The sequence below is a fragment of the Pseudomonas sp. HN2 genome (assembly GCF_020736465.1).
Lineage (GTDB): Bacteria > Pseudomonadota > Gammaproteobacteria > Pseudomonadales > Pseudomonadaceae > Aquipseudomonas > Aquipseudomonas moraviensis_A.
Window position 1 is genome coordinate 1,442,439 of record NZ_CP085885.1, and the last position, 22,708, is coordinate 1,465,146.

Annotated in this window: 19 protein-coding genes and 1 pseudogene; 10 read left to right on the forward strand and 10 right to left on the reverse strand. The window is 61.6% G+C overall.

What is annotated here, in order from left to right; all coding sequences use genetic code 11:
* Positions 1 to 32: 32 nt before the first annotated feature.
* From LIS66_RS06305 to pcaC, 3 genes are read left to right on the forward strand one after another with little or no spacing between them, the layout of a single operon-like run.
* On the forward strand, positions 33 to 1,397 hold the full coding sequence (locus tag LIS66_RS06305; RefSeq protein WP_227973821.1) for a 3-carboxy-cis,cis-muconate cycloisomerase: 1,365 nt from the start codon (positions 33 to 35) through the stop codon (positions 1,395 to 1,397).
* Positions 1,398 to 1,408: 11 nt separating this feature from the next.
* Positions 1,409 to 2,200: a 3-oxoadipate enol-lactonase gene (gene pcaD, locus LIS66_RS06310; protein ID WP_123418037.1), complete on the forward strand. Its 792-nt coding sequence runs from the start codon at positions 1,409 to 1,411 to the stop codon at positions 2,198 to 2,200.
* 10 nt (positions 2,201 to 2,210) lie between these two features.
* On the forward strand, positions 2,211 to 2,603 hold the full coding sequence (gene pcaC / locus LIS66_RS06315) for a 4-carboxymuconolactone decarboxylase (protein WP_007957838.1): 393 nt from the start codon (positions 2,211 to 2,213) through the stop codon (positions 2,601 to 2,603).
* Between the two features lie 157 nt (positions 2,604 to 2,760).
* Here pcaC and LIS66_RS06320 read toward each other — a convergent pair whose 3' ends face one another.
* The 4 genes from LIS66_RS06320 to emhA all read right to left on the reverse strand — a co-directional run bounded on the left by LIS66_RS06320 (position 2,761) and on the right by emhA (position 10,217).
* Positions 2,761 to 4,020, reverse strand: coding sequence for an OprD family porin (locus tag LIS66_RS06320; protein WP_227973822.1), 1,260 nt, complete (start codon positions 4,018 to 4,020; stop codon positions 2,761 to 2,763).
* 414 nt (positions 4,021 to 4,434) lie between these two features.
* Positions 4,435 to 5,895 carry an efflux RND transporter outer membrane subunit EmhC gene (emhC, locus tag LIS66_RS06325; RefSeq protein WP_042608184.1) on the reverse strand — a complete coding sequence of 487 codons (1,461 nt, stop codon included), beginning with the start codon at positions 5,893 to 5,895 and terminating at the stop codon, positions 4,435 to 4,437.
* On the reverse strand, positions 5,892 to 9,056 hold the full coding sequence (gene emhB, locus LIS66_RS06330; RefSeq protein ID WP_039762672.1) for an efflux RND transporter permease subunit EmhB: 3,165 nt from the start codon (positions 9,054 to 9,056) through the stop codon (positions 5,892 to 5,894). The genes emhC and emhB overlap by 4 nt, the downstream gene beginning before the upstream one ends.
* A 3-nt stretch (positions 9,057 to 9,059) precedes the next feature.
* Positions 9,060 to 10,217 (reverse strand): efflux RND transporter periplasmic adaptor subunit EmhA, encoded by a 1,158-nt coding sequence (gene emhA / locus LIS66_RS06335; protein WP_016771331.1) that lies wholly within the window; start codon positions 10,215 to 10,217, stop codon positions 9,060 to 9,062.
* Between the two features lie 266 nt (positions 10,218 to 10,483).
* Here emhA and emhR point away from each other — a divergent pair, with 266 nt between their 5' ends.
* The gene (emhR, locus tag LIS66_RS06340) at positions 10,484 to 11,116 is read left to right on the forward strand and encodes an efflux system transcriptional repressor EmhR (RefSeq protein WP_016771330.1); all 633 of its coding nucleotides are present in this window, start codon (positions 10,484 to 10,486) and stop codon (positions 11,114 to 11,116) included.
* Positions 11,117 to 11,500: 384 nt separating this feature from the next.
* Here emhR and LIS66_RS06345 read toward each other — a convergent pair whose 3' ends face one another.
* The 3 genes from LIS66_RS06345 to LIS66_RS06355 are packed head-to-tail and all read right to left on the reverse strand — an operon-like array spanning position 11,501 to position 14,085.
* On the reverse strand, positions 11,501 to 12,550 hold the full coding sequence (locus tag LIS66_RS06345) for an alkene reductase (protein ID WP_227973823.1): 1,050 nt from the start codon (positions 12,548 to 12,550) through the stop codon (positions 11,501 to 11,503).
* 31 nt (positions 12,551 to 12,581) lie between these two features.
* Entirely contained in the window at positions 12,582 to 13,748 is a 1,167-nt protein-coding gene (locus LIS66_RS06350; RefSeq protein ID WP_042608182.1) for an MFS transporter, read from the reverse strand.
* Between the two features lie 34 nt (positions 13,749 to 13,782).
* A complete protein-coding gene (locus LIS66_RS06355; protein ID WP_007917068.1) occupies positions 13,783 to 14,085 on the reverse strand; it encodes an ArsR/SmtB family transcription factor in 303 nt (100 codons plus the stop codon).
* Positions 14,086 to 14,253: 168 nt separating this feature from the next.
* Between LIS66_RS06355 and LIS66_RS06360 the strand changes: the two genes are divergently transcribed.
* Complete coding sequence (locus tag LIS66_RS06360; protein ID WP_042608181.1) at positions 14,254 to 14,838, forward strand: ACP phosphodiesterase; 585 nt, start codon at positions 14,254 to 14,256, stop codon at positions 14,836 to 14,838.
* 102 nt (positions 14,839 to 14,940) lie between these two features.
* On the opposite strand, the gene LIS66_RS06365 is transcribed toward LIS66_RS06360, so the two are convergent.
* Positions 14,941 to 15,732: a lysophospholipid acyltransferase family protein gene (locus LIS66_RS06365; RefSeq protein ID WP_227973824.1), complete on the reverse strand. Its 792-nt coding sequence runs from the start codon at positions 15,730 to 15,732 to the stop codon at positions 14,941 to 14,943.
* The gene (gene olsB, locus LIS66_RS06370; RefSeq protein ID WP_227973825.1) at positions 15,732 to 16,487 is read right to left on the reverse strand and encodes an L-ornithine N(alpha)-acyltransferase; all 756 of its coding nucleotides are present in this window, start codon (positions 16,485 to 16,487) and stop codon (positions 15,732 to 15,734) included. Before olsB ends, LIS66_RS06365 begins: the two co-directional genes overlap by 1 nt.
* Before the next feature lie 153 nt (positions 16,488 to 16,640).
* On the opposite strand from olsB, the pseudogene LIS66_RS06375 reads away from it, so the two are divergent.
* From LIS66_RS06375 to LIS66_RS06395, 5 genes and pseudogenes are all read left to right on the forward strand, one after another.
* Positions 16,641 to 16,789: pseudogene (locus LIS66_RS06375) on the forward strand (acyl-CoA dehydrogenase); the annotation flags it as partial.
* Positions 16,790 to 16,975: 186 nt separating this feature from the next.
* Positions 16,976 to 18,055: a serine hydrolase domain-containing protein gene (locus tag LIS66_RS06380; protein ID WP_227973826.1), complete on the forward strand. Its 1,080-nt coding sequence runs from the start codon at positions 16,976 to 16,978 to the stop codon at positions 18,053 to 18,055.
* A complete protein-coding gene (locus LIS66_RS06385) occupies positions 18,052 to 18,348 on the forward strand; it encodes an amidase (protein WP_227973827.1) in 297 nt (98 codons plus the stop codon). Before LIS66_RS06380 ends, LIS66_RS06385 begins: the two co-directional genes overlap by 4 nt.
* Before the next feature lie 144 nt (positions 18,349 to 18,492).
* The gene (locus LIS66_RS06390; protein ID WP_227973828.1) at positions 18,493 to 19,083 is read left to right on the forward strand and encodes a YceI family protein; all 591 of its coding nucleotides are present in this window, start codon (positions 18,493 to 18,495) and stop codon (positions 19,081 to 19,083) included.
* Position 19,084: 1 nt separating this feature from the next.
* On the forward strand, positions 19,085 to 20,242 hold the full coding sequence (locus LIS66_RS06395; protein ID WP_065615220.1) for a phospholipase D-like domain-containing protein: 1,158 nt from the start codon (positions 19,085 to 19,087) through the stop codon (positions 20,240 to 20,242).
* Positions 20,243 to 20,340: 98 nt separating this feature from the next.
* Here LIS66_RS06395 and bglX read toward each other — a convergent pair whose 3' ends face one another.
* The gene (bglX, locus tag LIS66_RS06400; RefSeq protein WP_227973829.1) at positions 20,341 to 22,632 is read right to left on the reverse strand and encodes a beta-glucosidase BglX; all 2,292 of its coding nucleotides are present in this window, start codon (positions 22,630 to 22,632) and stop codon (positions 20,341 to 20,343) included.
* Positions 22,633 to 22,708: the final 76 nt, after the last annotated feature.

Consider the following 22,708-nt stretch of genomic DNA (forward strand, 5'->3'; position numbering starts at 1 on the left):
GCCGTTCTGGCCCGCGCCGGCAAGGACTGTTTATGACTCAGCGACCGGGCAATCAATTGTTCGATGCCTACTTCACCGCCCGCGATATGCGCGAGGTGTTCTGCGATCAGGGCCGGGTGCAGGCGATGCTCGATTTCGAAGCGGCGCTGGCCCGGGCCGAAGCGCGGGTCGGGTTGATTCCTTCTTCGGCCGTGGCACCGATCGCCGCAGCGTGCGATGCGCACCTGTATGACTTCGCCGCATTGGGTGAGGCGATTGCCACGGCCGGCAATTCGGCGATTCCGCTGGTCAAGGCGTTGGGCAAACAGATCGCCTCGAGCGATGCCGAAGCCGAGCGCTATGTGCATCTGGGCGCGACCAGTCAGGACGTGATGGATTCCGGGCTGGTCCTGCAATTGCGTCAGGCGCTGGCGCTGATCGAAGACCAACTGGCGCATCTGGCCGACTCACTTGCCGCCCAGGCACAACGTTTCGCCACCACACCATTGGCCGGGCGCACCTGGCTGCAACACGCGACGCCAGTGACGCTGGGCATGAAGATCGCCGGTTGGCTGGGCGCTATGACGCGCAGCCGCCAGCGTCTGCGAGAACTCAAGCCACGGCTGCTGGTGCTGCAATTCGGTGGCGCGTCCGGCACGCTCGCGGCGCTGGGCGAGCAGGGGTTGCCGATTGCTCAAGCGCTGGCCGAAGAACTGCAACTGAGCCTGCCCGAGCAACCGTGGCACACCCAGCGCGATCGCATCGTCGAGTTCGGCGCGGTGCTTGGCTTGATTGCCGGCAGCCTCGGCAAATTCGGTCGCGACATCAGCCTGTTGATGCAGACCGAGGCGGCGGAAGTGTTCGAACCCGCCGCACCGGGCAAGGGCGGTTCGTCGACCATGCCGCACAAGCGCAACCCGGTCGGCGCGGCGGTGCTGATCGGCGCGGCAACGCGGGTGCCGGGGCTGGTATCGACACTGTTCAGCGCCATGCCCCAGGAACACGAGCGCAGCCTCGGTTTGTGGCACGCCGAATGGGAAACCCTGCCGGAAATCTGCTGCCTGGTGTCCGGTTCGCTGCAGCAGGCGCGTTTGCTCGCCGATGGCCTGGAGGTCGACGCCGCACGCATGGCCAGCAATCTTGAACTGACTCAAGGCCTGGTGCTGGCCGAAGCGGTGAGTATCGTCCTCGCGCAACGAGTGGGCCGCGACACCGCGCATCATCTGCTCGAACAATGCTGCAAGCGCGCGGTGGCCGAACAACGCCATTTGCGCGCCGTACTCGGTGACGAGCCGCAAGTCACCGCCGAACTCAGCGGTGCTGAACTCGATGATCTTCTGAACCCGGCGCATTACCTCGGTCAGGCGCAAGTCTGGGTCGAGCGCGCGGTGGCCGAACACAACGCTTTGACTGTCTGAAGGAGAGGGCTGTGGCTTTCGTTCAACTCGCCGATGGCGAACTGCATTATCAAATAGAAGGCCCGGCCGATGCGCCGGTGCTGGTGCTGTCCAACTCGCTGGGCACCGACCTGCACATGTGGGATGCGCAGATGCCTGCGTTCACCGAGCATTTTCGCGTGCTGCGTTTCGACACTCGCGGCCACGGACAATCGCTGGTCACCGAAGGGCCTTACAGCATCGAGCAACTGGGCCACGACGTGCTTGGTCTGCTGGATGCGCTGCACATCGAGCGCGCGCATTTTTGCGGACTGTCGATGGGCGGGCTGATCGGTCAGTGGCTGGGTATTAACGCCGGGCATCGTTTGCACAAGCTGATCGTCTGCAACACCGCAGCGAAGATCGGTGATCCGTCGGTGTGGAATCCACGCATCGAAACCGTGTTGCGCGACGGCCCGGCGGCGATGGTCGCGCTGCGTGATGCCTCGATCGCGCGCTGGTTTACTCCGGACTTTTCGGCGGCGCATCCCGAGGCGGCGAAGAAGATTACCGACATGCTCGCCGCGACCAATCCGCAGGGCTATGCGGCCAATTGCGCGGCGGTGCGCGATGCCGATTTCCGTGAACAACTGGCTTCGATCAATGTGCCGTTGCTGGTGATTGCCGGCAGCGAAGATGCGGTGACGCCGCCGTCCGGCGGGCATTTCATCCGCGACCATGTGCGCGGCGCCGAGTACGCCGAGTTCTATGCGGCGCATTTGTCCAACGTGCAGGCCGGCGCCGACTTCAGCGACCGGGTGCTGGCGTTTTTGCGAGCTCAGTGAGGAAGATTTTGTGGACGAGAAACAACGTTACGACGATGGCATGCAAGTGCGCCGCGCGGTACTGGGTGATGCCCACGTCGATCGCAGCCTGACCACGCTGACCGAGTTCAACTCGGAATTTCAGGAAATGATCACCCGCCACGCCTGGGGCGACATCTGGACCCGCCCGGGCCTGCCCCGGCACACCCGCAGCCTGATCACCATCGCCATGCTGATCGGCATGAACCGCGAAGGCGAACTGAAACTGCACCTGCGCGCCGCGGCCAATAATGGCGTCAGCCGTGGCGAGATCAAGGAAGTGATCATGCAGAGCGCGATCTACTGCGGGATTCCGGCGGCGAATGCGACGTTTCATCTGGCGGAATCGGTTTGGGATGAATTGGGTGTTGAATCCCGGGATTGATGTTGCCTGAGCCATCGCCTTCGCGAGCAGGCTCGCTCCCACAGTTGGAATGCGTACCCGTGTAGGAGCTGCCGAAGGCTGCGATCTTTTGATTTTGATTTTTTAAAAACAAGATCAAAAGATCGCGGCCTTCGGCAGCTCCTACAAGGGCCGGTAGTTAGAGCAGGCTGATCGGGTAGCTGACGATCAAGCGGTTCTCATCAAACTCGTTATTGCTGAAATCCCGGCGCATGGTCGAGTTGCGCCATCTGACATTCAAGTCTTTCAACGTGCCGCTCTGCACCGTGTAACCCAGTTCCGATTCGCGACCCCATTCCTTGCCGTCGGTAATCGTCCCGGTGTGCACGTTGTCGCCGCTGATGTAGCGGTTCATCAGGGTCAGACCGGGGATGCCCATGGCGGCGAAATTGTAGTCGTGGCGCAGTTGCCAGGAGCGTTCCTGAGCGTTGTCATAACTGGCGTTGTAGCTGTCGTTGGCGAGGGTGCCGCCGCTGGTGCCGTTGACCCGCATCCACGCGCTGTCGCCGGTCAGTTTCTGCAGGCCGACGTAGAACGTGTTGCCGCCGTATTTGGCGGAAAACATCCCGTACCAAGTCTTGTTGTCGAGATCGCCGGCGCGGGCGCTGCCATCTTCCTTGCCATAGAAAAAGCCGAGGTTGGCGCCCAGCGTCCAGTCGCCGAGCGGCTGGCTATGCAGCACGTTGAGGTACTGCTGGCTGTAGATGTCCTTGAGCTGCGCGTTCCATAAGCCGATCTGCGTGCGCTTGTCGTTGAACAGGTATTCGCCGCCCTGGAAGTTGAAACGGTCAGAGGTGAACGCGGCTTTGCCGGTCATCGACATGTCGCTCATGCTGCTGTCGTCGCGCGGGCTGTTGGCGCGGACCTGGCCGCCATAGAGGGTCAGGCCAGCGATTTCCTTCGAAGTGATCTGGCCGCCACGAAAAGTCTGCGGCAACGAACGACCGTCGTCCGAACGCAGGATCGGCAGCACTGGCATCCATTCGCCAACCTTGACCTCGGTCTGCGAGAGTCTGGCCTTGAACGCGACGTTGGTGCGACCGAAGTTGTCCGCCGGGCGACCGTCATGGTCCAGTGGCAACAACTGCGTACCGCCCGTGCCTTTGCCGCCGTCAAGCTTGACCGAATACAGCCCGAGCACGTCCATGCCGAAACCGACGGTGCCTTGGGTGAAGCCGGATTTCGCGTCGAGGATGAAACTCTGCGTCCACTCCTCAGCCTTGCCCTGGGCCTTGGTCGGATTGGTGAAATTGCGGTTGATGTAGAAGTTGCGCAGGTTGAGGTTGACCTTGGCGCCTTCGACGAAGCCACCTTCTTCGGCGCTGGCTGGCAGGGCCAGACCGGCGACGGCCAGGGCGATCACACCGGGCAATGCATAAGGCACAGGGAAAACTGTCATGGACTTGGGTCTCTCTTGTTTTTTAGGCCGAACGGCTGCGCTGTCGCGGCGGGTGCGGCGCAGGCAAAGTGATGCGAGTCTGAGGTGGAGCGTGGCGGTCAGCCGGGCGGGGCAGGGCGCTGGAGCATGGGGTCGAACCTTGTTGTTATTGGTTTTCTGGGTCGAATGGTGCGGGGCGCGGATGATTGGATTCAATTGGGAAAAGCGGGTTTTGGGCGGTTATCGAACGCAAGATTCCTCCGGATTAGGGGTGAGTGTGAGGTCCTCTTCGCGAGCAGGCTCGCTCCCACAATTGGAATGCGTTTCCCTGTGGGAGCGAGCCTGCTCGCGAAGAGGCCAGTTCGGCCGCCAAACCTTTCCGACAGGCAACAAAAAGCCCACCAATAAGGTGGGCTTGATGTATTCAGCCGATGATCAGAACAGCTTCATCTTCGGCGCTTCTTCTTTCAGCGGTTCGTTCTGCGCGGTCTGCGCATTCCAGCCACCGCCCAAGGCCTTGTACAGGTTGACCGCACTGGTCAGCTGCGCGAGGCGGTCGGTGATCAGTGCCTGTTGCGCGCTGAACAACTGACGCTGGGCATCGAGGAAGGTCAGGTTGCTGTCGACGCCGATGCGGTAGCGACGTTCGGCCAGGCGGTAGTAATCCTGGTTGGCCTGGACGAAGTCACGCTGCGCTTGCAACTGCTCGGTGTAGGTCTGGCGTGCAGCGAGGCCGTCGGCGACTTCCTGGAAGGCTGTCTGAATCGACTTCTCGTAATTCGCCACGCCAATGTCCTTCTGGATCTTGGCGTAGTCGAGGCTGGCGCGCAGGCTGCCGGCGTTGAAGATCGGCAGGTTGATCTGCGGCTGGAACAGCCACGTCCCCGAGCCGCCCTTGAACAGGCCGGACAGATCCGGGCTCAGGCTACCCGCGTTGGCGGTCAGGCTGATGCTCGGGAAAAACGCTGCACGGGCCGCGCCGATGTTGGCGTTGGCCGCCTTCAGGTTGTACTCGGCCTGCAGAATGTCCGGACGACGTTGCAGCAGATCCGAAGGCAGGCCGGCCGGCACGTCGCTGAGCAGGTCGTCGGCCAGCGGTTTGGCCGCTTGCAGATTGGCCGGAATACCGGTGCCGAGCAGCAGGGTCAGGCTGTTTTCGTCCTGCGCGACTTGGCGGGTGTAACGCGCCAATTGTGCCCGGGCGTTTTCCACGGAAGTGCGCGACTGCGCCAGATCCAGCGCCGAAGCCACACCGACTTCGTTGCTGCGGCTGGTCAGCTTGTAGCTTTCTTCGAAGGCACCGAGGGTGTCCTGAGTCAGCTTGAGCAGTTCCTTGTCCGCCTGCCAGGTGAGGTAAGCATTGGCGACGTTGGCCACCAGACTGATCTGTGTGCTGCGACGTGCTTCTTCAGTGGCGAAGTATTGTTGCAGCGCTTGCTCGCTCAGGCTGCGCACTCGACCGAACAGGTCGAGTTCGTAGGCGCTGACCCCGACCGTGGCCGAGTAGGAGCTGCTGATAGTCGACTCGCCGGTCTGCGAGGCACGGGCCGGCAGACGCTGGCGGCTGCCGGCGGCAGTGGCCGACACCGCCGGGAACAGGTCGGCGCGCTGGATGCGGTACTGCGCCGCGTAAGCGTCGATGTTCAGCGCCGCGACACGCAGGTCGCGGTTGTTTTCCAGGGCGACCTGGATCAGCTGCTGCAGGGCAGGGTCATGGAAAAACTGCTTCCAGCCCTGTTCGGCCGCGGCTTGCGCCGGAGCCTGGGCCGGCGAATACGCCGGCCCCTGCGGGTACTGGCCTGCGACCGGAGCCTCAGGCTGCTGATAGTCAGGTATCAGCGAGCAACCGCTCAGCACGAAGGCGGCGACTGCGATGGAGAGTAGCGACTTGCTCATTGGCCAGCCTCTTTAGGAGTTTCAGTAGTCTCATCCGCGTCGGTCTTTTTGCGCTGACCGATCGACGACACAGTAACGAAGAACAGTGGGACCCAGAAGATCGCCAGGATCGTGGCCGTGAGCATACCGCCAATCACGCCGGTACCGATCGCATGTTGACTGCCTGAACCGGCGCCGGTGGAAATCGCCAGCGGTACCACGCCGAGGACGAAGGCCAGCGAGGTCATGATGATCGGGCGCAGACGCATGCGGCAGGCTTCGATTGCCGCTTCACGCAGGGTGCGTCCCTGTTCATGCAGTTCCTTGGCGAATTCGACGATCAGAATGGCGTTTTTAGCCGCCAGACCGATGGTCGTCAACAGGCCTACCTGGAAGTACACGTCGTTGGACAGACCGCGCAGACTGGTCGCCATCAGTGCACCGATGATCCCCAGCGGTACCACGAGCATGACCGCGATCGGAATCGACCAGCTTTCATACAGCGCCGCCAGACACAGGAACACCATCAGCAGCGACAGGGCGTACAGCGCTGGCGCTTGCGAGCCGGACAGACGTTCCTCGTAGGACAGACCGGTCCAGGAGATACCGACACCGGACGGCAGCTTCTTGGCAATCGCTTCGACTTCGGCCATCGCTTCACCGGTGGAGTAGCCCGGCGCCGGAGCCCCGAGGACCTCGACCGCTTCCACACCGTTGTAGCGCGCCAGTTTCGGCGAACCGTAGACCCACTCGCCCTTGGCGAATGCCGAGAACGGAACCATGGTGCCTTCGGCGTTGCGCACGTACCACTTCTTCAGGTCTTCCGGGCTCATGCGCGAGTCCGGTTGGCCCTGCACGTAGACTTTCTTCACCCGACCACGGTCGATGAAGTCGTTGACGTAGCTACTGCCCAGCGCGATCGACAGGGTGTTGTTGATGTCGCTGATGGTGATGCCGAGGGCACTGGCCTTCTCGTCATCGATTTCCAGCTGGAACTGCGGTTCATCGTTCAGGCCGTTCGGACGCACCTGGGTCAGCACCTTGCTTTGCGCCGCCATGCCGAGGAACTGGTTACGCGCTTCCATCAGTTTTTCGTGACCGATACCGGCACGGTCCTGCAGGAACACGTCGAAACCGGTGGCGTTACCCAATTCCAGAACCGCTGGCGGGGCGAAGGCAAACACCATCGCGTCGCGGAAGCTGAAGAAGTGTTGCTGGGCACGCGCAGCGAGATTGAACACGCTGTTATCGGCGTTACGTTCGCCCCACGGCTTGAGCATGATGAACGCCATACCCGAGCTCTGCCCACGGCCAGCGAAGTTGAAGCCGGTCACGGTGAACACCGAAGCCACCGCGTCCGCCTCACCGCCGTCCTTGTTGGGACGCAGCAGGTACTCACGCATTTCGTCCACGACCACTTGTGTGCGCTGGGCACTGGAACCGGCCGGGGTCTGCACCTGAGCGAACAGAACGCCCTGGTCTTCTTCCGGCAGGAACGCGGTCGGGATGCGGGTGAACAGCCAGATCATGCCCACGACGATCAGCAGGTACGCCAGCAGGTACGGAGCCTTGCGGGTCAGCATGTTGCCGACGCCGCGCTCGTAGCTGCGTACGCCACGGTCGAAGTTGCGGTTGAACCAGCCGAAGAAACCTTTCTTCGGGGTACCGTGCTCGCCTTTCGGAATCGGCTTGAGCATGGTCGCGCACAGCGCCGGGGTGAAGATCAAGGCAACCAGTACCGACAGGGCCATGGCCGACACGATGGTGATCGAGAACTGCTTGTAGATCACACCGGTGGAGCCGCTGAAGAATGCCATCGGCAGCAGTACCGCCGAGAGCACGAGGGCGATACCCACCAGCGCGCCCTGGATCTGTCCCATGGACTTCTTCGTCGCTTCCTTCGGCGACAGGCCTTCTTCGCTCATCACCCGCTCGACGTTCTCCACCACGACGATGGCGTCGTCCACCAGCAGACCGATGGCCAGCACCATGCCGAACATGGTCAGGGTGTTGATGCTGAAACCGGCAGCGGCGAGGATGCCGAACGTACCGAGCAGTACCACTGGCACGGTCATCGTGGTGATGACGGTGGCGCGGAAGTTCTGCAGGAACAGGAACATCACCAGGAACACCAGCGCGATCGCTTCGACCAGCGTGTGCACCACGCCTTTGATCGACTCGGTCACCACCGGGGTGGTGTCGTACGGGAACACCACTTCCATGCCTTGCGGGAAGAACGGCTTGAGGCTGTCGATGGTGTTGCGCAGTGCTTTGGCGGTGTCGAGGGCGTTGGCGCCGTTGGCCAGTTTCACCGCCAGACCGGACGCCGGGCTGCCGTTGAACTGGGCGCTGATCGCGTAGTTCTCACCGCCAAGACCGACTTCAGCGACGTCTTTGAGGCGAACCTGCGAGCCGTCCTTGTTGACCTTGAGGAGGATTTCCTTGAACTGCTCGGCGGTCTGCAGACGGGTCTTGCCGATGATCGTCGCGTTCAGTTGCTGGCCCTGCACAGCAGGCAAGCCACCGAGCTGACCGGACGAAACCTGAACGTTCTGCGCGGCAATGGCGTTTTTCACGTCGACCGGGGTCAGGTTGAAGTTGTTCAACTTGGCCGGGTCGAGCCAGATACGCATCGCGTACTGCGCACCGAAGACCTGGAAGTCACCGACACCGGCAGTTCGCGAGATCGGGTCCTGCATGTTCGACACGATGTAGTTGGACAGGTCGTCCTTGGTCATGCTGCCGTCACGCGACACCACGCCGATCACCAGCAGGAAGTTCTTCACTGCCTTGGTCACGCGGATACCCTGTTGCTGCACTTCCTGCGGCAGCAGCGGGGTGGCCAGGTTCAGCTTGTTCTGGACCTGAACCTGCGCGGTGTCGGAGTTGGTGCCTTGCTCGAAGGTCGCGGTGATGGTCATGCTGCCGTCGGAGTTACTTTCCGACGACACATAACGCAGGTTGTCGATACCGTTGAGCTGTTGCTCGATGACCTGGACCACGGTGTCCTGCACGGTTTGTGCGGACGCACCTGGGTAGGTCACCTGGATCGCAATGGCCGGTGGCGCAATGCTCGGGTATTGGTTGATCGGCAATTTCAGGATCGAAAGTGCCCCGACCAGCATGATCACCAGGGCGATCACCCAGGCGAAAATCGGACGGTCGATGAAGAATTTTGACATGGGTTACTCCCCTTTGCCGCCGGCGGCTTTGTCAGCTGCCTGTGCGGGGGCCGGGTTCTTGGTGCCGACGTTCGTCGCCTCGGTCGCTTTGACCTCGACGCCCGGTTTGACGTACTGCAGCCCTTCGGTGATCAGACGATCGCCGGCTTTCAGGCCGTCTTCGATCAGCCACTGGCTGCCGACGGTGCGGCTGGCCTTGAGCTGACGCAGCTCGACCTTGTTGTCAGCGCCGACCACCAGTGCCGTCGGGGTGCCTTTGAGGTCGCGGGTCACGCCTTGCTGCGGCGCGAGAATCGCTGCGCTGTTGACGCCGGCCTGCAGCTGGGCGTGAACGAACATGCCTGGCAGCAGGGTGTGATCCGGGTTCGGGAACACCGCGCGCAGGGTCACCGAGCCAGTGGTCTGGTCAACCGAGACTTCGGAGAATTCCAGCTTGCCGTCGAGCTTGTACTGGCTGCCGTCTTCCAGGGTCAGCTTGACTGCCGCGGCGTTGTCGCCGGCCTTCTGCAGACGGCCGCTTTCCAGTTCGCGGCGCAGCTCCAGCAGTTCCACCGACGACTGGGTGACGTCGACGTAGATCGGATCGAGCTGTTGAATCACCGCCATCGCGTCGGCCTGACCATTGCTGACCAGTGCGCCTTCGGTCACCGAGGAACGGCCGATACGGCCGGAGATCGGCGCATAGACCTTGGTGTAACGCACGTTGATCTGCGCGCTCTGAAGGGACGCTTCCGATTGCAAGCGGTTGGCCAGCGCAGTGTCGTATTCCTGACGGCTGACGGCCTGCTCATCGACCAGTTGCTTGTAGCGGTCGGAGATCGACTTGGTCGAACGCAGCTCGGCTTCGGCGCTTTTCAGCGTCGCTTCATAGACCGACGGATCGATCTGATACAGCTGCTGGCCGGCCTTGACGTCGGCGCCTTCCTTGAACAGACGCTTGAGAATGATGCCGTTGACCTGCGGGCGAACTTCGGCGATGCGGAACGCACTGGTGCGGCCCGGCAGCTCGGAGGTGAGGGTAAAGGCTTGTGGTTGCAGAGTGACGACGCCGACCTGAGGGGGCGGAGCGGCAGGGGCCGCTTCTTCCTTTTTACATCCGCTGAGCAGCGATGCCAGGGCGACGGCAGTGACCAGAGCGGTAACAGCTGGCTTGAATTGCATGAAGATCCTCGGGTCAGGCGCGCGAGAAGCGCACAAGAAGTGTGAAAGAGTAAAAATCGGGCACCGGGTGGATAAGTAGCTTGCTAAGTAATATACTTACGTTCATGGTTGTTTGTAAACACCTGCGCCGCGTATCCACCCTGTTACAAAAGTCGTCGCAAGGTTTGAAATTGTAGGCCGGGGAGTCGATTCACGAGAGATCGCCCCCTCTTTATTCAGCGGATATTCAGCCATCCCTGAAACATCCTGTTTGAGGTTTTACTGCCATGGTCCGTCGTACCAAAGAGGAAGCTCAGGAAACCCGCAGCCAGATTCTGGAAGCGGCCGAGAAAGCCTTCTATGAAAGGGGGGTTGCCCGCACCACCCTGGCGGACATCGCGACCCTCGCCGGCGTGACGCGTGGCGCCATCTACTGGCATTTCAGCAACAAGGCCGATCTGGTGCAGGCCATGCTCGACAGCCTGCACGAACCGCTGGATGAACTGGCCAAGGCCAGTGAAAGCGAAGACGAGCCAGACCCGCTCGGTTGCATGCGGCAATTGCTGATTCATTTGTTTCATCAAGTTGCACTGGACCCGAAAACCCGGCGCATCAACGAAATTCTTTTTCATAAGTGCGAGTTCACCGATGAAATGTGCGATCTGCGCCAGCAGCGCCGGACGGCCAGTCTCGATTGCAACCTGCGCATCGGCCTGACCCTGCGTAATGCGGTGAATCGCGGCCAATTGCCGGAAGATCTCGACACTGCCCGCGCGGCCATCAGCATTCATGCCTACATCGACGGCCTGCTGTACGGCTGGCTGCTGGCCCCGGACAGCTTCGAATTGCACGCCGAGGCTGAACGCTGGGTCGACACCGGGCTGGACATGCTGCGCCTGAGCCCGAGCCTGCGCAAATGAAACAAAATGCGCAATTGCCCGGGGAGATGTCAATCAGCCGCCATGGCTGATGATCGCGGCGGGGAGTTTAAACGCAGCGAGCCATGCATTTTGTAGGGAAATTGTGTAGCTCTTGTGAAACCGTGTTTCGCCGCTTTCCCCTCACCCTGGCCCTCTCCCAGAGGGAGAGGGGACCGACCGGGCTGCTCTTACAAGATACGCCGACCTGGAATATCTCCGCCGAACTCAGGTTCTGAAAGCTCTGCAAATCGGCTCCCTCTCCCTCGGGAGAGGGCTGGGGTGAGGGGCTACGCGTCGTGCCACGCAACAAATCTGAAGCCGAACAACAAAAAGCCCCTGACTCTCACAAGTCAGGGGCTTTCTTATTTCTGCGCTACAGCGTGATTACAACGTCGGATAGTCGATATAACCCACCGGACCCTTGCCATAGAAAGTTTCCGGATGCGGCTCGTTCAACGGCGCATCAGCCTGCAAACGGGCGGGCAGATCCGGGTTGGCAATGAACGGCACGCCGAACGCCACCGCGTCAGCCTTACCGCTGGCCAGCCACTCGTTGGCGCTTTCCTTGGTGAATTTTTCGTTGGCGATGTACGGGCCGCCAAAGGCTTCTTTCAGTTGCGGGCCGAGGCTGTCGGCGCCTTCTTTTTCCCGTGAGCAGATGAACGCGATGCCGCGCTTGCCCAGTTCACGAGCGACATAGGTGAAGGTCTCAGCGAGGTTGTCATCGCCCATGTCGTGGGAGTCGGCACGCGGTGCCAGGTGCACACCCACGCGGCCGGCGCCCCAGACGTCGATCGCGGCATCGGTTACTTCCAGCAAGAGGCGCGCACGGTTTTCCAGCGAGCCACCGTACTGATCGGTGCGCTGGTTGGTGCTGCTTTGCAGGAACTGGTCGAGCAGGTAACCGTTGGCGCCATGGATTTCCACGCCGTCGAAACCGGCGGCTTTGGCGTTTTCTGCACCGGTGCGGTAGGCGTCGACGATGTCGGCGATTTCAGCGGTTTCCAGGGCGCGCGGGGTTGGGTAGTCGGCCAGTGGGCGCACCAGGCTGACGTGGCCCTTTGGCTGGATGGCGCTTGGTGCAACCGGCGTTTCACCGTTCAAGTACGAAGGATGGGAGATGCGGCCAACGTGCCACAGTTGCAGGAAGATCTTTCCGCCGGCGCCGTGAATCGCCTTGGTCACATTGGCCCAGCCACGCACTTGATCGTTGGACCAGATGCCCGGGGTGTCCGGGTAGCCAACGCCCATCGGCGTTACCGAAGTGGCTTCGCTGAGGATCAGGCCGGCCGAGGCGCGCTGCACGTAGTATTCGGCCATCAGCGCGTTCGGCACACGACCTTCGTCGGCGCGGCAACGGGTCAGCGGGGCCATGATGATGCGGTTGTTCAGCTCGATGTCGCCAAGTTTGATCGGGTCGAAAATAGTCGCCATGTCTAAAAGTCTCTCTTGATAAGGAAGTTGATCAGTGGGAAGCAGCGGCCAGCTCGGCATTGCCGTTCTGGCGGAAAGTAATCAGGGTCACCAGCAGGGCCAGTACGGCGAGTGCGGCGGCGGCCAGTGGCACGCTGGTCAGGCCGTAGCCGTGGGCGATGACGCTGCCGCCGACCCAGGCGCCGAGGGCGTTGCCGACGTTGAAGGCGCCGATGTTCAGGGTCGAGACCAGATTTGGCGCAGCCTTGCCGAAGGTCACCACATTGACTTGCAGCGCCGGCACAGCGGCGAAACAGACGGTGGCCCAGAGGAAAAGGGTGATCTCGGTCGGGATCAGCGCAACGCTGGTCCAGCTCAGCACCGTGGAAACCACGGCCATGCTGATGAACACGCCGATCAGCGTGGCGGCCATGCCTTTGTCGGCGAGTTTGCCGCCGATGATGTTGCCGACGGTCAGGCCCAGACCGATGAGCATCAGCGTCCAGGTCACGCCACGCGGCGACACGCCGGTAACTTCGCCGAGCAGTGGGGCGACATAGGTGAACAGGGTGAACACCGAGGCGGCGAACAGTGCGGTCATGCTCAGCGACAGCCAGATGCCGGCGCCCTTGAGCGCGGCGAGTTCAGCGCGCATGTCGAGTTTCTCTTCATCACGCTTGGCCGGCAGGAAGCGGATCAGGCCGATCAGCGCGATCACCCCGATGACGGTCACCGCCCAGAAGGTCGAACGCCAGCCGGCTTCCTGACCCAATGCGGTGCCCAGCGGCACGCCCAACACGTTGGCCAGGGTCAGACCGGTGAACATCAACGCCACCGCCGAGGCACGTTTGTTCGGCGCGACCAGACCGGCGGCCACCACTGAACCGATGCCGAAGAACGCACCGTGACACAGCGCCGTGACCACCCGGGCAAACATCAGCACGTTGTAGTCGCTGGCGATGGCGCAGAGCAGGTTGCCGACAATAAAGATGCCCATCAACGCCACCAGCGCGGCCTTGCGCGGCAGCTTCGCGGTGGCCAGCGCCATGAACGGTGCACCGATTGCCACGCCCAGGGCGTAACCGGTGACCAGCCAGCCGGCACCGGGAATCGATACGCCGAGGTCCGCCGCCACGTCGGGCAGCAGGCCCATGATGACGAACTCGGTGGTGCCGATGGCGAAGGCGCTCAGGGCGAGGATGAGGAGCGAAAGGGGCATGCAGTTTTCCTTGTCGGCTGGCTGACGTTAAGGGTCAGAGCTCTTTACTGAGGGTGCTGAGAAACGCCTGGATGACGTCCTCGTTACGTTTGAAGAAATGCCACTGCCCGGCCTTCTGGCTGCTGATCAGCCCGGCCCGCTGCAGGGTCGCCAGGTGTGCCGACACGGTTGATTGCGACAGGCCGCAACGCTGATCGATCTGCCCGGCGCAAATACCGTATTCGTGGTTGTGCAACTGCTCGGGGAATTCGTTTTTCGGGTCTTTCAGCCAGTTGAGGATGTCTCGCCGTACTGGGTGCGCCAGGGCTTTTATTATTTCGTCGAGGTCGAGGTTCATGGCGTGGGCTCGTGGGGGCAGTAGCGATATATCGCGATGAGGTGAACTTTAAATCGTTGGATCGCGATATACCAATATGAAAACGGTCTGAGCATCTTGTAAATCGCTATATCGGGTTATAACGATACAAGGGTGCTGAATGTTCGAACCCAGTGCTAAGCTGCGCCCATGAACTATCTCGCGCATTTGCATCTCGGCGGCCAGCGCCCCGGTCAGTTACTCGGCAGCCTGTATGGCGACTTCGTCAAAGGTCGTCTGCAGGGCCAGTTCGACCCGGAGGTTGAAGCGGCGATTGCGCTGCATCGGCGGATCGACGTGTTCACTGATCGCCATCCGCTGGTGGACATTGCCTTGGGGCGGTTTACCGAAACGCGGCGGCGCTACGCCGGGATCGTCCTCGATGTGTTTTTCGATCACTGCCTGGCGCGGGACTGGCGTTTGTATGCCGATCAACCGCTGGAACAGTTCACCGCAGACGTCTATCGGGTGCTGTCCCGCGAACGGCAATTGCCGGAACGGCTGGCGAAGATCGCGCCGCACATGGTTGCCAATGACTGGCTGGGTTCGTATCGCGAATTTGCCGTGCTGGAGCAGGTCCTGCGCGGGATCTCGCGGCGCCTGACGAGGCCTGAAGAGTTGGCGGGAGCGATGCAGGAGTTGCGACGATTGTATGAGCCGCTCAGCGAAGACTTCAGCCTGTTCTACCCGCAATTGCAGGATTTCGCCCGGCACGCCAAACCACCGAAAATCTAATGTAGGAGTGAGCCTGCTCGCGATAGCGGTCTGTCAGGCACAGTTGCATCCACTGACAGACCGCTATCGCGAGCAGGCTCACTCCTACAATGGAAATGTATTTCAGGCAGCAATTGCCGGGCGCATTGGCGATTGTCGGCTTTCCGGAATCGATCCAAACAACACCTTCTGCACCGCCTGCTGCGCTTCGAACGCCAGCGCCGCGCGCTCGCGGCCCTGACAGGCAATCGGTTTGAGCAGATGCACTTCGACATCGCCGCAGTCATGGCTGAACAGGCGCATCAAGTGCGAGAGCAGATCGTCGTCACCAATGAACGGCGCCAGCGTGTCGATTTTGCCCTCGCGCAGGTAACGGATCGCCACCGGTTGCAGCATTACCTCGGAATCGATCGCTGCCGACAGCAGGCGACCATGAAAAGTGCGCAGCGAACGGCCGTCGGTGGTGGTGCCTTCAGGGAACATCAGCAGTGAATGTTCGGTTTGCAAATGACGGGTCATCTGTTTGCGGATCAACTGGCTGTCGCCCGAACCACGGCGGATGAACAGACTGCCGGCCTTGGCCGCGAGCCAACCGGCCACCGGCCAGGTGCGCACTTCCGCCTTGGACAGAAACGACAGCGGCGTGAGCATGCCCAGCAGCGGAATATCGGTCCACGACACGTGATTGCTGACCCACAGCATCGGCTGTTTCGGCAGCTCACCGTGCACGCTCACGCGAAAGGGCAGGGCGTTGCTCAGCCGCGCCATGAAGAAGCGCGACCAGCGCTGGCGCCGCTCCATCGAATGGGCCAGACCGATGCGTTCGAACACGCCGAAGACGCTGGCCATGGTCAATCCCAGCGTCACCACCAGCAGCACTCGCGCGATTCGCGCGTACACCCGCAACCGGCTCATCACACCGCCGCCTTGAAGTGCCTGGCGTAGCGCGGGCAGAGTTCGTCGCGCTTGAGCAGGATGAACACGTCGGCGACCTGGAAGTCTTCGTCCCAGCACGGCTCGCCGCAGATCTTCGCACCGAGGCGCATGTAAGCCTTGAGCAGCGGCGGCATTTCGGCGATGACGTTGGAGGGGATATCCAGCGTCGGCAGCGGATTTTTCGGCTCGGCCCGCAGGTGTTCGGTGCACAGATAACGTTCGCGCAAACGCTGCATGATTGCGTGGGCCTGAATGCCGCCGTCCTGCATCGGAATGCTCGCGCAACCCATCAGATAGCTGTAGCCGCCCTGATTGAGTACTTCGGCCAACTCGCCCCAGAGCACGGCGATGGTGCCGCCGTTGCGGTACGCCGGGTCGACGCAGGTGCGGCCGATTTCCAGGATCGGGCCTTGCAGATGCGCGAGCCCATGCAGGCTGAATTCTTCTTCGCTGTAGAACTTGCCGAGGCTGCTGGCAGCGGTGTGATCGAGCAAACGCGTGGTCGCGACCAGACGCCCGGTGTTCAGATCACGCACGCCGATGTGGCTGCAGTGAACATCATAATCATCCATGTCCAGACCCAGTTCCGCGCCTTTCAATTTGGCGTTGAACTCGCCGCTAAAGACGGCGAAGCGCAGGGCCTGGGCTTGCTGCAAGGCTTCGGCGCCGATCAGGCGTTCGGCTTGCAGGCGGCGTTCATTGCCGGTGTCGCTGATGCGGGCGATTTGCGTCATGTGAATCTCCGTACGGGCCTTTAACCCGTCGTGGGTTGCAGCCGATCGACTTTCTTTATGCAGCCGTGTTGTGCAAAGTCAGGCTATGTAGCCCCGGTGTCATCGCCATGAACGTTCGGTGATGCTTATATGACAGCCCACAAGGAGGCGCCCGTGCCCTGGACAGAACTGCTGCACCGCCGTGAACGCCTGCCCGCCGCTGCTGATCTGGCCGAAGGTTTTGCAACGTTGTCGCAGGCGCTGGGCAACGTCACGCCGTTCGAATGGCGGTGGCCGGCGGGGGCAAGGGCGAAGCGCCTGGAAGGCTCTGGCGCACGTCTGACTGGCCCTTTCGCGAGCAGGCTCGCTCCCACAGGGGGACCGTGTTTCTTCAGTTGAAACACTGTCGAAATGTGGGAGCGAGCCTGCTCGCGAAGGCGGCCTCAAAAACACACACATCTGTCATCAACGCCACCTAATCTCAGCAGACCAACCCCAGAGCCTCAACCATGTTCAAAGGCCTGTCCCTGTTCCTGCTGCTGATCAGCCTCACCGCTCACGCCGAACAATGGCCGAATGAGCAATGGCCAATCGGCTCGCCGATCGCGGGCCCCGCCGTCGAGGCACTGGAAAGTTACGCCTTCCCGCCCCGTGACGACGCCACCCGTAAGGGCATCCGCACCGACGCCTTGTTGATCATCCGCGACGGCCAGATCGTCTACGAACGCTACGCCGGCCCGACCACCGCTCAGAGCCCGCATTTGACCTGGTCGATCAGCAAAAGCCTGCTGGCTACGGTGCTCGGTGTGGCCTACGGCGAAGGCCGGTTCAAACTCGACGACCCGGCCCTGAAGTTCTACCCGGCGCTGGAAAAACACCCGGCGATCAGCCTCGGCCATCTGCTCAACTGGGCGTCCGGTCTGGACTGGCAGGAAGACTACGAATACGCCCCGCTGAAATCTTCGGTGGTAGCGATGCTCTATACCCGGGGCCATCGCGACATGGCGGCATTCACTGCGAACCACGACGCTTATGCCGCACCGGGTCAGGCTTTCCGTTATTCCAGCGGCGACAGCAATCTGCTCGCCGCCGCGCTGAAAACTATCGTGGGGCCGCAGCGTTATGCCGACTATCCGTGGACAGCACTGTTCGAACCCTTGGGCATCCGCCATGCCGTGTGGGAAAGCGATGCCCGCGGCACCTTTGTCGCCTCGTCCTATGCTTATCTCACTGCACGGGATCTGGCGCGGGTCGGTCTGCTGATGGCGCGCGGCGGGCGCTGGAACGATCGGCAGTTGCTGCCCGAGGATTGGCTCGCGTTCAACCTCACACCGTTTGCCGGCTACAAGGCGCATCAGGACGAAGCCGTGCCGGGCGGCCATTGGTGGCTCAATCGTCCTGTCGATGGCGCAGCATCACCGTGGCCCGACGCCCCGCCCGACACCTTCGCCGCCCTCGGCCACTGGGGCCAGGCGCTGTATGTGATGCCCAGCCGGAAGCTGGTGATCGTGCGTTACGGCGATGACCGCGATGGCAGCTACCGGCACAACGAACTGCTCAAACTTGTGTTGCAGGCGGTGCGGCCATGAAGCGTTTTTTGCTGGTGCTGCTGTTGTTACTGCTCGGCTGGGGCTGGTATGAACGCGAGAATCTCTGGGCGTTTGCGGACATCATCAGCGCCTACACCGCCAAGGAATATTGCTCGTGCCGGTATGTGATGAACAACGATGCCGGGTATTGCCGCGGCTATGTGAAGCAGTGGCTGCCAACCAGCGGTTTTACCGATGACCCGTCGAGCAAAACCATTACCGTCAGCGGCATGGGCCGCAGCAACAGTGCGCAATGGCTGAGCGAACGCCAGGGCTGCCGCTTACAGCCTTGAAAGATCGCAGCCTTCGGCAGCTCCTACTTTGGAATGCATTCCCCTGTAGGAGCTGCCGAAGGCTGCGATCTTTTGATCTTGATGTTGCAATAAACCCAAGGGCGGTTAAGGTTCGTGCAGGTTTATCGCCCCCACGAGTGTTCAATGTTCAACCGCTCCCTCTATACAGTCTTCGCCAGCCTGCTGTTGACCGCCGCTGCACTGCCGGCCCAGGCCAATTGGTATCTGGACGGCGAATCGTCGCGGCTGTCGTTCGTCAGCACCAAAAATGCCAGCGTCTCGGAAGTGCAGCGCTTTCTGGTGCTGCACGGCAAGGTCGATCCCAACGGTCGCGCCGAAGTCGAAGTCGAGCTCGAATCGATCAACAGTGGCATTCCCCTGCGTGATGAACGCATGCGCAAAGAGCTGTTCCAGATCGAGCAATTCCCCGCAGCGACCATCACCACGCAGATCGACCTGCGCCCGATCAACGATCTGGCCCCCGGCGCGCAGCTGGAATTACGCCTGCCGCTGACCGTCAGCCTGCACGGCAAGCAGCACGAATACCCGGCCGAGTTGCTCGCCACGCGTCTCGATGATCGGCGCTTTCAAGTGGTGACCCTGGAGCCGCTGGTAATCAACGCCGAGGATTTCGATCTGGCGTCGGGCCTGGAAAACCTGCGCAAACTCGCCGACCTGTCGGCCATCAGTCTGTCGGTGCCGGTGGGTGCGGTGCTGATCTTCACGGCGCGCTGACATGCGCGGTGCGGTGTTCCCCTGGCGTGACGGCAACCGTTTCGAACTGTTGATCGACGGCCCGCAATTCTTTCCGCGCATGCTCGAGCACATTGCCCTCGCCAAAGAGCAGATCGAACTGGAGCTGTATCTGGTCGAGGCCGGCGCCTGCGCCGAAGCCATCGTCCAGGCTCTGGTCGCGGCGGCCGAGCGCGGTGTGCGCGTCCGGTGCCTGTTCGATGATTACGGCAGTCTCGCGTTTACCCTGACACTGCGTCAGCGCCTGACCGAGGCGGGCGTCGAGCTGCGTTTCTACAATCGCCTGAGCTGGCGGCGCTGGGTCGGCAACTTCTACCGCGATCACCGTAAATTGCTGCTGGTCGATCAATGCCTCGCGGTGGTCGGCGGCACGGGCGTGACCGATGAATTCTGGACGCCGGGCCATGATGTCAGCGAGTGGCACGAAGTCATGGTCGAGATCAGTGGCCCGTTGGTGCTCGATTGGCAATTGCTCTTCGATCGGCAGTGGATTGCCAACCGTTACCGCCGCGCCTGGCGCCCGGCCGCGCATTTCGGTTTGCCGCGTCTGCCCCGCGTACCAGACAAGGGCGAGGGCATGGGCCGTGTGGCTTACGCCGATGCCCGTCAGCACCGCGACATTCTGCAATCACTGTTCCGCGCCTTGAACAGCGGCCAGCAACGCATCTGGATGGCCACGCCGTACTTTTTGCCAACCTGGCAAATCCGCCGCTCCTTGCGCAAAGCCGCGGCACGCGGTGTCGATGTGCGTCTGTTGCTGACCGGGCCGCGGACTGATCACCCTTCGGTGCGCTACGCCGGGCATCGCTACTACCCGCGCCTGCTCAAGGCCGGGGTGCAGATCTTCGAATACCAGCCGTGCTTCCTGCACCTGAAAATGGTTCTGGTGGACGATTGGGTGAGCATCGGCTCGTGCAACTTCGATCACTGGAATCTGCGTTTCAATCTGGAGGCGAATCTCGAGGCACTGGATCCGGCGCTGACGGCAGCGGTGGAGGCGAGCTTTGTGAAGGACTTCGGCTTGAGTCAGTTGGTGAGCCTGGAGCAATGGCAGCGCCGGCCGTTGTGGCGGCGGGTGAAGCAGCGGGTGTGGGGCTGGGTGGATCGGTTGGTGGTGAATATTCTCGACCGCCGCGGTTGAAGCAAGATCAAAAGATCGCAGCCTTCGGCAGCTCCTACAATGGCAGGGTGTACACCCTGTAGGAGCTGCCGAAGGCTGCGATCTTTTGCTTTCATGGGTTACAGCAGTTCAAAGCTCTGCTGCGTCACCGCCTGCGAATCCAGGCCGATCTGTACGTTGAACTTGCCAGGCTCGGCTGCGTATTTGAGCTGGGCGTTGTAGAACTTCAGGTCGTCCTCGGTGATGGTGAAGTGCACGACTTTCTGTTCGCCGGCCTTGAGCATGATCTTCTGGAAGTTCTTCAGTTCTTTCACCGGGCGGATCATCGAGCCGGTGACGTCCTGGATGTACAACTGCACCACGGTTTCGCCATCACGCTTGCCGGTGTTCTTGACCATGACGCTGGCGTCGAGCTTGCCCGTGGCATTCAGCGTGGTCGATGACAGCGCCATGTCGCTCAGGGCAAACGTGGTGTAGCTCAGGCCGTAACCAAACGGAAACAGCGGGCCGGTGGTGTCATCGAAATATTGCGAAGTGTAGTTGCCCGGTTTGCCCGGCGTGAATGGCCGGCCGATGCTCAGGTGGTTGTAGTAGGTCGGGATCTGGCCCACGGAGCGCGGGAAAGTGACCGGCAGTTTGCCCGACGGGTTGTAGTCGCCGAACAGCACGTCGGCGATGGCGTTGCCGCCCTCGGTGCCGCTGAACCAGGTTTCCAGAATCGCGTCGGCCGACTGGTTCTCTTCGAGAATCGTCAGTGGACGGCCGTTCATCAACACCAGCACCAGCGGTTTGCCAGTGGCTTTCAGCGCGCGGATCAATTCGCGCTGGGTTTGCGGGATGTTCAGGTCAGTGCGGCTCGAGGATTCGTGGGACATGCCACGGGACTCACCGACAGCCGCGACGATCACGTCAGCATCCTTCGCCGCTTTCAGCGCTTCGTCGATCAGCACATTGGCCGGGCGCGGGTCATCGACCACTTCCGGGGCGTCGAAGTTGAGGAAGTTGAGGTAATCGAGGACCTTCTTGTCGCCTGTGATGTTGGCGCCACGGGCGTAGATCAGGTTGGCCTTGTCGCCAATCACCGCACTCATGCCATCGAACAAGGTGACCGATTGCGCCGGACGCCCGGCGGCGGCCCAACTGCCCATCATGTCGATCGGCGCCTTGGCCAGCGGGCCGACCAGGGCGATTTTCGCGTCTTTCTTCAGCGGCAGGGTTTCGTTCTGATTCTTCAGCAGCACCAGACTGCGACGCGCCACCTCACGGGCCTCGGCGCGGTGCAGGCGGTTTTCGGCGTAGGTGTCGGCCGGATCATCTGCAGCCTTGCCGATGCGCAGGTACGGATCCTTGAACAGGCCCATGTCGTACTTGGCCGCGAGCACTTCGCGCACGGCGTTGTCGATGTCTTTCTGTTCGATTTCGCCGGACTTGAGCAGCCCCGGCAGCTCTTTGCCGTAGAGGGTGTCGTTCATGCTCATGTCGATGCCGGCCTTGATCGCCAGCTTCGCCGCTTCACGACCGTCGCGGGCGACGCCGTGCTTGATCAGTTCGAAGATCGCGCCGTGGTCGCTGACCGCCAGGCCCTTGAAGCCCCAGTCCTTGCGCAGCAGGTCGTTCATCAGCCAGGTGTTCGCCGTGGCCGGAATGCCGTTGATCGAGTTCAACGCCACCATCACACCGCCAGCGCCGGCATCGATCGCCGCGCGGTAGGGCGGCAGGTAATCCTGGTACATCTTCACCGGGCTCATGTCGACGGTGTTGTAGTCGCGCCCGCCCTCGACCGCGCCGTACAGGGCGAAGTGCTTGACGCTGGCCATGATGCTGTCGGCGGCGCTCGGGGTTTCGCCCTGATAGGCCTTGACCATGACTTTGGCGATGCGCGAAGTCAGGTAGGTGTCTTCACCGAAACCTTCGGAACTGCGGCCCCAGCGCGGGTCGCGGGAGATATCGACCATCGGCGCAAAGGTGATGTCGAGACTGTCAGCGGCGGCTTCTTTCGCCGCAACCCGACCGGACTGGCCGATGGCGTCCATGTCCCAGCTCGACGCGAGGGCCAGCGGAATCGGGAAAATCGTACGGTGACCGTGGATCACGTCGTACGCGAAAAACATCGGGATCTTCAGGCGACTGCGCATGGCAGCGTCCTGCATCGGACGGTTTTCCGCGCGGGTGATCGAGTTGAAGGTGCCGCCGATGTTGCCGGCGGCGATCTCCTTGCGGATCAGCTCGCGGGGCATTTCCGGGCCGATGCTGATCAGGCGCAACTGGCCGATCTTCTCGTCGAGGTTCATTTGTTTCATCAGATTGCTGATGAAAGCGTCCTTGTTCTCCAGGGGTACCGGGGTCGTGGCGGCCAGTACCTGATGACTGGCCAGGCTGACGAACAGACCCAGCAAACACAGCTTCTTCATGAATTTTTTCTCAAGGGCCCAAACGGTGAGGCAACACCGGCCAGCCAAAATGTAGGGAGCGACTATTGTTGTTCGG

Excerpts from the sequence above, each read along its gene's own strand:
- LIS66_RS06380 (WP_227973826.1), top strand. The coding sequence starts at position 16,976 with ATGTTCAAAGGCCTGTCCCTGTTCCTGCTGCTGATCAGCCTCACCGCT.
- LIS66_RS06355 (WP_007917068.1), bottom strand. The coding sequence starts at position 14,085 with ATGAACCTCGACCTCGACGAAATAATAAAAGCCCTGGCGCACCCAGTA.
- LIS66_RS06365 (WP_227973824.1), bottom strand. The coding sequence starts at position 15,732 with ATGAGCCGGTTGCGGGTGTACGCGCGAATCGCGCGAGTGCTGCTGGTG.
- LIS66_RS06345 (WP_227973823.1), bottom strand. The coding sequence starts at position 12,550 with ATGGCGACTATTTTCGACCCGATCAAACTTGGCGACATCGAGCTGAAC.
- bglX (WP_227973829.1), bottom strand. The coding sequence starts at position 22,632 with ATGAAGAAGCTGTGTTTGCTGGGTCTGTTCGTCAGCCTGGCCAGTCAT.
- LIS66_RS06360 (WP_042608181.1), top strand. The coding sequence starts at position 14,254 with ATGAACTATCTCGCGCATTTGCATCTCGGCGGCCAGCGCCCCGGTCAG.
- LIS66_RS06395 (WP_065615220.1), top strand. The coding sequence starts at position 19,085 with ATGCGCGGTGCGGTGTTCCCCTGGCGTGACGGCAACCGTTTCGAACTG.
- emhR (WP_016771330.1), top strand. The coding sequence starts at position 10,484 with ATGGTCCGTCGTACCAAAGAGGAAGCTCAGGAAACCCGCAGCCAGATT.
- emhA (WP_016771331.1), bottom strand. The coding sequence starts at position 10,217 with ATGCAATTCAAGCCAGCTGTTACCGCTCTGGTCACTGCCGTCGCCCTG.
- emhC (WP_042608184.1), bottom strand. The coding sequence starts at position 5,895 with ATGAGCAAGTCGCTACTCTCCATCGCAGTCGCCGCCTTCGTGCTGAGC.
- LIS66_RS06385 (WP_227973827.1), top strand. The coding sequence starts at position 18,052 with ATGAAGCGTTTTTTGCTGGTGCTGCTGTTGTTACTGCTCGGCTGGGGC.
- emhB (WP_039762672.1), bottom strand. The coding sequence starts at position 9,056 with ATGTCAAAATTCTTCATCGACCGTCCGATTTTCGCCTGGGTGATCGCC.
- LIS66_RS06305 (WP_227973821.1), top strand. The coding sequence starts at position 33 with ATGACTCAGCGACCGGGCAATCAATTGTTCGATGCCTACTTCACCGCC.
- olsB (WP_227973825.1), bottom strand. The coding sequence starts at position 16,487 with ATGACGCAAATCGCCCGCATCAGCGACACCGGCAATGAACGCCGCCTG.
- LIS66_RS06350 (WP_042608182.1), bottom strand. The coding sequence starts at position 13,748 with ATGCCCCTTTCGCTCCTCATCCTCGCCCTGAGCGCCTTCGCCATCGGC.
- LIS66_RS06390 (WP_227973828.1), top strand. The coding sequence starts at position 18,493 with ATGTTCAACCGCTCCCTCTATACAGTCTTCGCCAGCCTGCTGTTGACC.
- LIS66_RS06320 (WP_227973822.1), bottom strand. The coding sequence starts at position 4,020 with ATGACAGTTTTCCCTGTGCCTTATGCATTGCCCGGTGTGATCGCCCTG.